This window comes from Chlamydia buteonis (assembly GCF_900634605.1).
Lineage (GTDB): Bacteria > Chlamydiota > Chlamydiia > Chlamydiales > Chlamydiaceae > Chlamydia > Chlamydia buteonis.
Genome location: NZ_CAAAFM010000001.1, coordinates 186,379 through 199,011, shown reverse-complemented (window position 1 = coordinate 199,011; position 12,633 = coordinate 186,379). Strand labels below are relative to the sequence as shown.

Genomic DNA, 12,633 nt, shown 5'->3' with positions numbered 1-12,633 from the left:
GTGAAGCTTATTCTATTTCGTATTTCCTATTTTAATGTGCAAAGAGTGTTTCAAATCGCTCTTTTTCTCAATACAAGATCTAAACACATTTTAGGTCTTGTTGTTTTAATCGTGATATTTGTTTGTGAGATAATTATGAGATATATTTCTGCGTGTTTAACGCCAACTTTAGAAACCAACATGTGTTTAGTCAAGACTAATTCCTCAAGGGGTTGTTTGGCCATTTATGTGCTTTCCATATTCTTATCTGTATTAGTTCTTATTTCTAGTATAACCGCTCTTGTTCTTTTCAGTGTTGAATTGGGGGTTATTCCAAGTATTGTTTTAGGTATGAGCGTTTTAGTAGCATTGTTTTTTCTAGCCACGAGCTTTTATCATATAGTAAATAGAAAGCAGAATATGCAGATGGAGTCTCCACAGAATGAAAGGCTATCTCATGATTCACTTGTGCACACAGCAAATGATCAGCTTCCTGATGATAGTGTTAGCACTTTACAATGTGAAAATCAGCAAATACAGGAGTTAGAAAGAGAACGTGTACATATGTTTAAGAGAATTTCAGAGTTGGAGTCTGAGGTTTTGAGACATGAAGAAAATCAGATCAGAGAGAGTAGTTTCGAAACGAGAATGCAAGATTTAGAGAGAACTTTGGCTTCTAGTGAATCTCAATTTAGAGAACGTGTTTTTTATTTAGAAGGTCAGTTAGAGGAATTAGCACAACAAAAATTTGAGATGGAGAATCGTGTACTCTTATTGGAAGGAACATTACAACAGAGAGATAGAAATCATAGTATTGTTGTTAAAAACCAAGAGGAACTCCGAGTTAAGTTAGAAAAGCAAAGAGATGATTTGCTTATAAGATGCTTAGAATTAGGAGACAATGTTGTGCAATTGGAAGTTGTTGCAGAGAAACTGTCTGACTTATCAGAAGATCAAGCATGTTATGAATCAAAAATAACGGAATTGAATCGATCTCAAAAAGATTCTAAAGATAATATTCTCAGGTTAAAAGAAAAGATACGTCGTAAAGAAGAAGAGCTTCTTGCTAATATAACAGCAAGTCAAGAAAGACAAAGGCGTTATGAAGAGGAAATCTCACAGGTGCAACAAAACGAACCCGAGGGTTTAGCAAGAATACGCTCACTAGAACAGGAACTCGCAAATTCTGCTAAAGAGCAAGCATCTCGTGTTCAAGCTTTCTTTGAGAAACGTAGGAAATATGAGCAAGAAATAGAAGAACTAAAGAAGAAGTGCAGAGATTTTGCAAATAGAGTTAGTGATTTGCAAATAGGAAATACAGCATCTGTAGTTCAAGGAGAAGATAAGGAAGAAATAGAAGCTAAGATAGCAGACTTACAACAAGACAATCATGAAAAAGAGGTAGAGTTAACTGAAAGTAAGTCCAAGACAGAAGAATTAGCAACACAGGTCCTACGGTTACAAAATACAACAGCGGTAAATCTTTTTAATCTGCAACAAGAAGTACAAACACTGAACCAACAGATAAGCGAAAATAGGGCAACTATCAGAGAATTAGAGATGTGTAATGGCAGATTACGAGCAACTATCTTAACATACACAAATGAAAGAAGTCTGCAGTTGCAATCGGACCCTCAGAGATTAAACAGTATAGCTAAGTTAGAGGAAGCAAGAAAAGATATAAGAACAAAAATAAGTTTTGACTCTAGAGAACGTATACAGATGGCACGCCACAGAATTAGCAGAATGGAAGAACTCAGTAAGGATTCTGTACTAGAAGGCCAAGTTCAAGAACTAAGTGTGGCTTCTGAAAGCAGCATCAACCATAAAAGAATATTTGACTTAGAGACTCAGTTGTTTAATCTTTTCCGCGCGCATAACTCTGTTCCAGGAAGAAATAATGTGGATAATTTGAGGGCAATGCGTTTGCAGCAATATTGTGATGGGAATGAAGAACTCGAAGCAAAAGTACGCGAATTTAATTTCCCTCCAAATGCTCCGATTGATTCTTCAGCACTTTATGAATTGGAACAGGAAATTTTTGACATCAGAGAAGATAAGCTATTTATATTGCGAGAAAATCTAGAAGAAGCAAACGAACGTATTTCTACATTAGAAACGAAAATTCATGAGCTTACAGAAGCTCTAAGAGCTCATGAAGAAATATTCAGCCCCGCGAATGTAGAGACACGATTATTAGCAGAGCAACAACATTTACTACAAACTAATAATGATCTTCATAGGCAACTAGATGAAGCTTATGTTCAATTAGAAGATTATAAAAACCGTTTCTTTGATGTTCAAAAACAGCTGGTAGAGGCATCAAAGGAAATTCAATCGAGAGACTTAGCTCTTAGCGTTGCTCAAAATCAATTAAAACATTCTCAAGAAGAAAGTTAAAATTTCATATTTTAATTAAGGATTTTCCACAAATAGTTGAGAGTCCTTAATTTCCCTATGGCTTATGTAATGAAATACATCAAACACGCCGTTGCTATACTTGCTGAAGACATTAAGATTGCCCCCTATGTAGAACAGTAGGAGAATATTGTGTGCTTGTGGCTGCTTCTAAGGCTTGATGTGTATAGGAAACCCGCCCATGTCGGTAAATATTAGTCCCGAGGTTATTTGTCTATATTTTCACTTAAGTTTTTTTACTTATCGTTGGACATAAAGTTCTTGCATTTAAAACATTATGACCGCTTCAATGTTCTAAGTTTATGTTATTAAAAATGAGTGGTTTATGACAACTAACCCTGTGAACACTAATCCTATTGCGACATTTGCACCTACAACGCAACACACACTCTCTAACATATTATCGAGTAAATATCAACGAATTGCAACTGTTATTGCTTTATTAGCAGGCATGGTTCTTATCGGGACCTTAATAGGTGCTTTGGTTTTCTTTGCTTTACCTACATCTGTAACTCTAGTTGCTCTTGTATCTATTGCTTTACTAGCTAGCGTTATTCTGCTCTCCATGGCTATGTATAATTTAATTTCTCAATCTCGAAAAGTTCCTAGTGATGCCCAACTTGGTGAAGAGAACACACGTCTACAGGCAGAAATGATTGAGCTAAGAGAGCAGCTTATACGTTCTGAATCGAAGTTTGAGGAAGAACAGGGACGTTGTAGTGAGTTGTCAATGAAGTTGATGAGTGCCATAGGTGATTTAGAACAAGTAAATCAAGAAAAAGTTTCTTTAGAATCTAAAGTTCACGCACTGCAGGAATTAGCAGCAGGCCATCCAGCAATATCTGTAGAAGCACAAAAAATTCAAAAAGAGCTAAGAGAGAAGGTCTCAGAGCTTGCTTTGGCTAATCAAAATATAAGTATTTTAGAGGGACAAGTACAAAGTTTAGAAACACAATTAACAAAATCGTCACAACAACTTGAAGCACTTTCAAAGCAAAATAAAGAGTTAGAAACTCATTTGCAACAATTACAAGAAGAAGGAGTTAGCTCAGTAGTCGCGTTGCAAGGTAAAGTAGCAGATCTTGTCGAGAAGAGTGAAATAAAAGACAAAGATCTTGAATTGCGGAATGAGCGTATTGTTTCCCTTCTGAATCAAAATACAACTCTTTTTGGCAAGGTTGCAAGTCTTGAAAGAGAACTAGAGCAAGATCAAGAAGTTATAGACAAACTTGAAAGTCGAATTACTTTGTTAGCTCATACGAGAAATGAATTAACGGAGCAGATTAAAAATTTCCGCTGTGATCTGGAGGCCAAAGCTGAAACCATACTACGTTTAGAAGATAGAGTTCAAGAGCTGGAAAAGGAAAAGAAAGAAGTAGAAGACGAATTACATAAGGCGCAAATTCAAATCACGACATTAGAGGCTTCTATATCACATAAAGATAGTGTATCACTAAGCGATTCGGCACGTCTTTTAGGTAAGGTTGCAAAATTACAGGAGCAGCTCGAAGAGAAAAGCAAAGAGATCAGCTCTCTACTAAATGAAAAAGCAAGTCTGACAGTTGAAAGGAACAAATTACAGGAGGATTTAGCCGCATTACAAGAACAACTAGCATCAAGTGCTTCTAGTGTAAGTTCTGTAGAGCTTGCTGAGGCAGATCCAGACAGTAGTGAAGCACCAGATCCAGCTGATCATTTAGGCGGTTCTGGCAATTCGAACGATTTTGAGGGCTAATCATTAGAAAAGACTATAAACTCAGGTCAGTAGTCTATTTAAAATAGTATAACCTCGACCCTATTGGGCAAATAGGGTCGAGGTTTTTTTAGCCATTCTTTTGATTCATTCATAACCTTGCTTACGTCTCTAAGTCTACGTTTATTTGTATAGCTCATATGTATAGATGAGAATACGATGTCTTACCTCATATCATGAGTTGGATTACTTTTTTATCAGTAATAAGCTCTTTATTCCGCGGAGAAAAATGTGGAAGAATTAGAGGGTAAAGTGCAGTCTCGATAATCCTTATATTTACTGAGTGATCATATCGGGATAAAAGTTAGCCAATATATACCGGGGTTTTTTATTAAGCATCAGCAAAGGCCTTGCGTTACCTACATACGAAACTTTTGTGTTTCTCAATACATATGTATTTTTCATTTTGTTTTAGGTGAAGTTTGGACGTGGTTTCTAATTATATAGGTATGAATTTAAACAGGACTTCTGTTTGTTTGCCTGTTGGTGGATCCCAAGGCCATCGCATTATGAATGTTTCTGCGATAGCCTTGAGTGTAATTATCATTGCGGCGCAAATTATTGTTCGCGCGGCCTCTCATATTAAGGTGGGATCTCTTTACATCATTTTTCTGACTTTGACCTTAATCGCTTCTATTCTAATTATTTGTGTGGCTGTTTATAACCTTTTTCATCTTCGTGCTACTGCGCAGCATAGCCGCGAAGAACAAGAGAGATTATGTCAGCATATACATAATCTAGAAGCGGTGGAGACAGAGCTGAATAGACAATTACAAGAACAGAGAATAGAGTTGGATTGTCTTAGAGAGGAAGTGGTCTCTCAATTGGAGAGGACTCAACATATTGAAGGAAGGTGTATAGAAGATCTTAATCGATTCGAAGCAGAAAAAGAAGATCTAGAACAACAATTACTCGTTATGAAAGGTGAAGTAGTTAATCTTTCTCGAGAATTAGAGTCTCGACTAGCAGACGCTAGTATGGATATAGAAATGCCTTCGAGTAATGAAGAAGATGATGATAATGCGGATTGGTTTGAATCTAATAATCTTATAGGATCCCCATATCAGGAATCGGGGATGGTTTATATGGTGGTAGAAGATAATAATGCTGATGATGAGGAAAGTATATCTTCTGAACATGAATTTTCTAGATAATTTTATAGTTATTAAAAATGTCAAAAAAGGCTCCTTACTTATGTGTGGGGCGTTTTTTTTATGTTATCTCCGGTCAGTGTTCCATTTTCTCAACTCTAGAAATAATTAACTTGCTAATAAATACATTACATATATTGAATACTCGTAACTTATTCTATTTAGGATTAGTTGTTTATCACACTATGTTTAGGCGAGTAACTTATGAAACTTCCCCATCGCTTAGAACTTGCGGATACGCAGCCATTAGGTTCTAGTCGTTATAATATTAATAAACCGCACGTTGTTCTTATCACTTCTATAATCGCAGTTATTTTGGGTTTAGCTGTTATTGCAGCTGGGATAGCGTTACTTGTGATATTCCATGCTCAATCTTCTGCAATTTTTAACGGGATTCTTATTAGTGTAGTTCTTGGAGTTATATTGATTCTCTGCATAGGAGGAGGGCACTCCTGTATTATTTTGCAGTTAGCTCGTCTTCATAGTCCAGATGTTTCAGGATCTGAAAGTGTCATGCGGAAGTTGCAAGCGTATCCACAGGATTCACAGAACCATTTATCAGAAGAAGACAATCCTCTCCAAAGTCAACAGAATCAGGAGATTGAAGATGCTTTGCAAATGCAAGCTCTCTTAAAGAGCAAACAAGATGAACTAAACAGCCTCACACATAGGTATGCTGCGATGGCCCAAGAGCGCTCTGATTTAGAGAACATGGTTTCTCGTTTACGTGAGGAATTAGTAGAGTTGAGGCATATTCTAGAGGAAAATCAAGCTACTTCTCATGTAGTTATAGAGAGACTCCAGGCTAGTAATGAATTGCTTAATAAAGAGTCTATAATTGCTCGTCAGTCTGAACGGGCGGAAAAACTTGTATCTGGTAATCTTAGGTTTTGCTTCCTTAAGCAGAAATCCGAGCTCCAAGAACAATCCGCGTTAATTTTTCTGAAAGATCAGACAATTGAAGAATTAACGAACAAAGTCGCTGAATTAAGGGGAGAGATTTCTAGCTTACAGCTATTTCTTACAGATAATCTAGAGTACAGAGAACAAAAGCAGAGATTTGTTCGAGAGTTAAATCAAAAACTGATCACATTGAAAAGTAAGTTAAAAGATCTCGTGTTATTGATTACTGATAGCACAAAAAAAGATGAAACAACAACTCCTACAGGCAATAGATTAATAGAATTTGCTAATGAATTGTATGTCTATGCCTCTACTATTCAAGAATTTGTGGGTATTAATATAATGCCTTGTTCTGAGAATAGAAAAGAGTAAGACCTACCTATATTTTTTATTTGGAGTGTTTGAGATTATGAATGATGTAACTCTTCTTAAGAATTTAGAACAAACGTGCGTGGATATCTTGCCCACATATTCTTTTGAAAAGCAGTTATTAGTTCATACTACTTTGATAGCTATAAATGTTGTTTTCATTCTTTCTAATGTCATTGCAGTAACTGCTTTTGCTTCTCTACTCCCCTCTTTTGTTGTTGTGCTTTCTGTAACTTCAATAATTTTAGGGTTGGTTTTATTGGCGTTAGGAGTGAAGCATATTTTTGCTTATTTTGGGAAAGTCAAAACTGTAGATTTTGGTAAACGTAATGAGTATCGTTCCGCAATACAGAAATTACTTTTAGAAATTCAAGGTCTTCAAAATAAAGTTCTTAATTATAAACGCGATGCACTTGAGATAAAAAAGGAATATGATTCTCTTCTACAAACTTGTATAAAAGACAAGGCTACCTACATCGATAGTGAAGAAACTTGGCGCTTTGCAAATGATGAACTAGAATCCTGTATCGACAGGCTTAATGTGCGTATAACTGATTTGCAACAAATAAACGAAGATTGTAAGAATCGACTTCAAGAAGAACAGCAAATGCATTTTGAAAGTAGGCTAGCTTATGAAACAGAGCTTCGTAAGATGTCTGTAAGGCTCAAAGAATCTAATAACATAATTGAACGGCAACGATTACGCATAAAGGAGATAAACAGGAAATTAATGCAATCAAAAACAAGATCAAAAATATAGCCTTAAGATGGCATAGATGTGAATTTCATTAAATCGTTGCAGATTTTCATGTTTTTCCGTCACCCTGTTCCAATCTAGTTAGGAAGAAAAGCAATACCCTTTTTAGTCAACACAAATCATTGAAAGAGTTAGAAACTAGGCCTGACATCCTTCTGGACGTAGTTTTCCAAGCAATCATTTTCTGTATGAAAACGACTTTTTAATGAGTATATAGTTTGTAAACATTCTTGAATCGTCACAACATTTGTTTTCATTGTTTCAAGTAGTGTCTGACACGCACGTTTTTGCTTTTCTCTAGATTTAGGATTAGCAAGGATATCTATAGCTGCTGCTACTTCTTCAGGAGTAAAGTCAGATTTACCTCCTATAAATTCTGGGAAGATAATTGATTTTGTAATGATATTTGGGAGGGAATATGCAGAAATAAAGATCTTAAAGATATACTTTGCTAAAAAGATATCAAAAGGCCTAAGAAGACAGGTGACAATTGTAGGTGTTTGATTTAAAGCGGCTTCTAGGACAATAGTTCCACATTTTGCTAAGGCGCAATCGCAATCTCGCATAAGGTGATAACGGAACATAGCCGGGACAGTTTTACCATAACAACCTTCCTTTTCTAAGAGATCGAGGATGGTCTGATCGTGTTTTGGGTTGTAAGAAGATATCAGAAGCTGATGTGATTCTGCTAATGATGATGCAAGAAATGCACGAATTTGTACTTGTAAATTTCTGAGAATATCTCCAGGTCGGCTACCTGGAAATAGCGCAACAATAGGTTGATCAGAAATAGCGAGTGCTTGTTTCCAGGATTTACAGTGTTGGAAATTCGATATCGTCTTTACTAAAGGATGTCCTAGATAGATCGTTTTTAAAGGAGAGTTTGTGAAAAGCTCATTTTCAAAAGGAAGTATGAGCAGAAGTGTATCTAAATACTTTTCTAGGATCTTTTTTCTTTTAGGTCGCCATGCCCAAATACTCGGACAGACATAGTGAACAATTTTTCCTGTATAACCGCATTTTCTTAACTTTTTAATAAGGAAAAAATGAAAGTCTGGGAAATCTACGCAGAAGACTATCTCAGGATTTTCTTTAAGAATGGCTTTGTATAGCTTTCGGTATTTCTTAACCAGAGTAAAGACAGAGGTTAGAATTTCTAAGAATCCTGACACCTGAAACTCTTCCATGTGGATTAAAGGTTCAAGACCTTCTTTGCGCATTAAAGGTCCTCCAACACCAAAACAACGCTTATCGGGATTAAGAGCTTTGATATGGCGAAGAAGGTCACTGCCTAAAGTGTCGCCACTAGCTTCTCCAGCAGATATGAAGTAGCTTGGGTTGTGACATTCCGAAAGATGAGATTTCTTATATATAATGCGTAAATTTGCTATGGAGGGAAACAATCCACAACCATAACTAAGGATATTTACAGGATCTCCTGTGCGTATAAAATAAAGAAAGGCCAGGAAACCTCCTACAAAACCTACCTGCCAGAATAGCGCCGGTAATGTAGATTGATTACTCATTTCTAAGTGGCACCATTGAATAAAGAACCTACACGAAAAAGTGAACAATCCTAAACAACCAATAATATGCCAATAAACATTAGGTGGAGGTAGAGGAAGGTGAAAGATATTAGGAGAAGCCATCCACTGCATGTTAGGATGATAGTAAGCTTCTAAGGCAAAAGGGAATGTAGTCAGAAGCAACGTGACAGCAAGAGTGATCAAAGTTGTTTTTAAAGAGAGCTTACGGGAAGAGCTGATATTTAGATTTCTAAAATAGATAACCAGATTTGCACCGTGGAGAAGTGCTATAGGAAATTGACTTTGAATAAAGCCATGGGCAATCATCAAAACCGCCCCTATTGAAGAAAAGATCCAAAAAGCCTTAGGGACACAAGCTTTCTTGTGTCTTTCACTTAGGAACCACTGGATGGTAAATGCAAAGCCAAAAAATATATTAGCTATTAGTCCTATGGGATATAGTACACGAACCAGATAAAGAGGAAACATGGCTAGTTTAAACTCAAGAAGGAAGTTCCTTTTTAAATTGTAATGCTTGGTAATGCCTTATCCAAGCAGCAAGTATTTTATCTAGCTTAGGATAAACTAAGCTACGTATTTCTAATAGGGAAAGAGCTTCAGAAAAACGTACATGGTTTAAAAACTTACGGTTAAAGAAGTGGATTTTTTTCGTTGGCACTAATGGGGTTAACCGATATTGCATCTGCAAAATAAGAGCTGTTAAAATAAAATTTTTTTTAGAGCAACTAGTGAATGAATCTGCAAAAAATTTTCCTAAAAAATTTTTAATGTAATCAAAGACAGATGTTAGTGAAAGGCTCGGGTACTGGCGGTGCTTATAACGTACATTAAAATTTACAATAGGAAATAAAAATATTGCCATGAGCTGATGGCGGTCATAGTTATGTTTTTTGTTTAATATGTTCCTATCCAAGATATCTAAACAGGCAAAGGTTTGTTCTTGTAGGGTCTTATTTAGACGAAAAGCTTTGTCCATATAAGGGAAAAGAATTTCTAGAATCTGATATTTTGCCGTTAATTTAAAAAACTGGGAGGAAACACCCGAACCTAGCATCTTTATGAGTTCTTCAAAAACACGTGCTTGAGAACTCTTAATTAACTCATAACGGCACTCTTGAAGAGCTTCTAATGTTTTAGGATCTACGGTGAAATGAGCTCTTGCGAGTATTTTTAATAAACGCAACATTCTTACGGGATCTTGTTTAAAACGAACAAAAGGGTCGCCAATAGTCCTTAAGTATCGATTCTCTAAATCGCTCACACCTCCAGTATAATCTATGATGGTTTCTTCTGTAGGATCGTAGAACAGACCATTGATAGTAAAATCCCTCCTTAAAACATCTTCTTCGGCTGTCCCCCAAAGGTTATCTTTGGTAATGAGACAGTCTTCATCAGCACTTCCCGAACGGAATGTAGATACTTCAATGATTTGATTTGAGAAGCGAATATGCGCTAAGCGGAAGCGTTTCCCAACGAGTATACAATTCTTAAAAACGGCTTTGATTTCCTCAGGTTTAGCTGATGTAGAAATGTCAAAGTCTTTGGGAATTGTGTTGAGTAGCAAGTCGCGGATACATCCGCCAACAATATAAGCTTTATGTCCAGCTTTTCGTAAGGTCTTTACTACGGAAAGTGCGTGTGGAGAAAAGTCTTTAAGTTTTATGTTGTGGTCGGAAGCTGAGTAAATAATTGGGGTGGGTGCAGATTTAGAAATTTCTCTAAACAATTCTAAGCCTCTACGCAAGAGAGTTTTGTTGTCACAGACCATTTATTATAGATATCAGGTGTTAAAAAGTCTTGGAAGAAAAAGGGTTTATATGAGCACTCTTTTTTCTAGGGGAATTTCACCATAACAAAAACATTGAAGTTTGCAAGAACAAAATGCCTAGCAGAAAGACTCACATTTATACCTCATACAAGGATTTTTATGATTATTTATCTACGTTTCTTTATAGAATTTTCATTTTACTTTTCTGTGATTTCTAAACTACGCCGATTTTCAGATATTTAGACTAGAATGTATCTTAAGAAAAAAATAAGTGTTTTAATCGAGAACGAGGACAATTTTATAAAAATTCATAAAGAACAAGATCATAATTTTTAGAAAAATTTTACACATGTCGACAATTCCACTTAGGATGAGAGTTTGTAAGGCTCAAAAATAATTGAACAACATGATTTTTCTAATAACAATTCTAATTTTTATGATAGAAAATTTAAAAAGTATGAGGAAGAGATGAAAAGAACTTCAAATTCAATAATTGCAAACAGTTGCTGTTTAAGAATATCCTAAAAGTGTTTCTAGAGCATCTTGCCTGTTATAAACCGAAAGAGTGAATCACTCTTAATCTGTTGAGAACGAATCTTTAAGGGAATAAATGACTAAGGAAGTAAAGCAACTTTTTGGCACGGATGGGGTGCGTGGGAAAGCAAATTATGAACCTATGACTGTAGAGCTTTCTGTATTATTAGGAAAAGCTGTTGCAGGTGTTTTACAAGAAAGTAAATCTGGGAAACATCGTGTTGTCGTAGGTAAGGATACTCGTTTGTCGGGATATATGTTTGAGAATGCCCTTGTTGCGGGTTTGACTTCTATGGGGATAGAAACTTTAGTATTGGGTCCCATTCCAACTCCAGGAGTAGCGTTTATTACCCGTGCTTATCGTGCGGATGCCGGCATTATGATTTCCGCATCTCATAATCCTTATTGGGATAATGGGATCAAGATTTTCTCGTCTGAAGGATTTAAAATTAGTGATGTCATAGAACGACGTATTGAGCAAATGGTAGCGCTTAGAGAGTTTGGAAATCTCCCCGATGATTGTGCTGTAGGGAAGAACAAACGTGTCGTTGATGCTATGGGGAGGTACATAGAGTTTGCTAAAGCTACTTTCCCCAGAGGAAGAACACTAAAGGGATTGAAGATAGTTTTAGATTGTGCTCATGGGGCAGCCTATAAAGTAGCTCCTTCTGTTTTTGAAGAACTTGATGCTGAAGTGATTTGTTATGGTTGTGAACCTACGGGAAGTAATATTAATGATAGCTGTGGGGCTCTTTTCCCTTCTGTGATTCAAAAAGCTGTGATTGAGCATAAGGCAGATGTAGGTATTGCCTTAGACGGTGACGGTGATCGCGTTATCATGGTGGATGAGAAGGGGCATATTGTTGATGGAGATATGATTTTAAGTATCTGCGCTAATGATTTAAAGAAAAAGGATCTCTTGCGAGGTAATCGTGTTATAGCTACCGTTATGACCAATTTTGGTGTATTGAAATATCTTGAAAGTGTAGGAATAGATGCATTAATTTCTCCCGTGGGCGATCGCCATGTCTTGCAGAATATGTTAGAGTATGAGGTCAACCTTGGTGGTGAGCAAAGTGGGCATATGATCTTTCTGGATTATAATACTACAGGAGATGGTATTGTTTCTGCTTTGCAGGTTTTGCGGATTATGATTGAAAGCGAATCTACGTTATCAGATTTAACATCCCCGATTGTAAAAAGCCCTCAAGCACTTATCAATGTTTCAATAAAAGAAAAAATCCCCTTAGATACCCTGCCTTTAGTTCAAGAAGCACTGAGAGATGTTAGATCATCTTTAGGTGATTCTGGTCGCGTTTTATTAAGATATTCTGGAACTGAAAATATTTGTAGGGTTATGGTTGAGGGTTTAAAGAAGCATCAAGTGGACTCTCTCGCTAAGACTATCGCGGATATCGTTGATTCTGAGTTGGGAGTGGGCGTGGTAGAGTAAG

8 protein-coding genes are annotated in these 12,633 nt (G+C 36.4%); 6 read left to right on the top strand and 2 right to left on the bottom strand.

The genetic code is table 11. The features are described 5' to 3' along the window. Nucleotides 1-135: 135 nt before the first annotated feature. The 5 genes from E1N70_RS00875 (at nt 136) to E1N70_RS00855 (ending at nt 7,333) form a co-directional block, all read left to right on the top strand. The gene (locus E1N70_RS00875) at nt 136-2,379 is read left to right on the top strand and encodes an IncA family protein (protein ID WP_244201090.1); all 2,244 of its coding nucleotides are present in this window, start codon (nt 136-138) and stop codon (nt 2,377-2,379) included. A 343-nt stretch (nt 2,380-2,722) separates the two neighbouring features. Further along, nucleotides 2,723-4,132: a coiled-coil domain-containing protein gene (locus E1N70_RS00870; protein WP_131743709.1), complete on the top strand. Its 1,410-nt coding sequence runs from the start codon at nt 2,723-2,725 to the stop codon at nt 4,130-4,132. 440 nt (nt 4,133-4,572) lie between these two features. After that, nucleotides 4,573-5,304, top strand: a complete 732-nt coding sequence (locus E1N70_RS00865; RefSeq protein WP_131743708.1) for a hypothetical protein — start codon at nt 4,573-4,575, stop codon at nt 5,302-5,304. 201 nt (nt 5,305-5,505) lie between these two features. Beyond that, a complete protein-coding gene (locus E1N70_RS00860; RefSeq protein WP_131743707.1) occupies nt 5,506-6,576 on the top strand; it encodes an IncA family protein in 1,071 nt (356 codons plus the stop codon). A 37-nt stretch (nt 6,577-6,613) separates the two neighbouring features. Next, nucleotides 6,614-7,333 carry a hypothetical protein gene (locus E1N70_RS00855; protein ID WP_131743706.1) on the top strand — a complete coding sequence of 240 codons (720 nt, stop codon included), beginning with the start codon at nt 6,614-6,616 and terminating at the stop codon, nt 7,331-7,333. A gap of 128 nt (nt 7,334-7,461) precedes the next feature. Here the strand turns inward: E1N70_RS00855 and lpxB are convergent, their stop codons facing one another. Both lpxB and pcnB read right to left on the bottom strand, forming a co-directional pair. Continuing rightward, a complete protein-coding gene (gene lpxB / locus E1N70_RS00850; protein WP_131743705.1) occupies nt 7,462-9,345 on the bottom strand; it encodes a lipid-A-disaccharide synthase in 1,884 nt (627 codons plus the stop codon). Nucleotides 9,346-9,358: 13 nt separating this feature from the next. Continuing rightward, nucleotides 9,359-10,645, bottom strand: a complete 1,287-nt coding sequence (gene pcnB, locus E1N70_RS00845) for a polynucleotide adenylyltransferase PcnB (RefSeq protein WP_131743704.1) — start codon at nt 10,643-10,645, stop codon at nt 9,359-9,361. A 610-nt stretch (nt 10,646-11,255) separates the two neighbouring features. Here pcnB and glmM point away from each other — a divergent pair. After that, complete coding sequence (gene glmM / locus E1N70_RS00840; protein WP_131743703.1) at nt 11,256-12,632, top strand: phosphoglucosamine mutase; 1,377 nt, start codon at nt 11,256-11,258, stop codon at nt 12,630-12,632. Nucleotide 12,633: the final 1 nt, after the last annotated feature.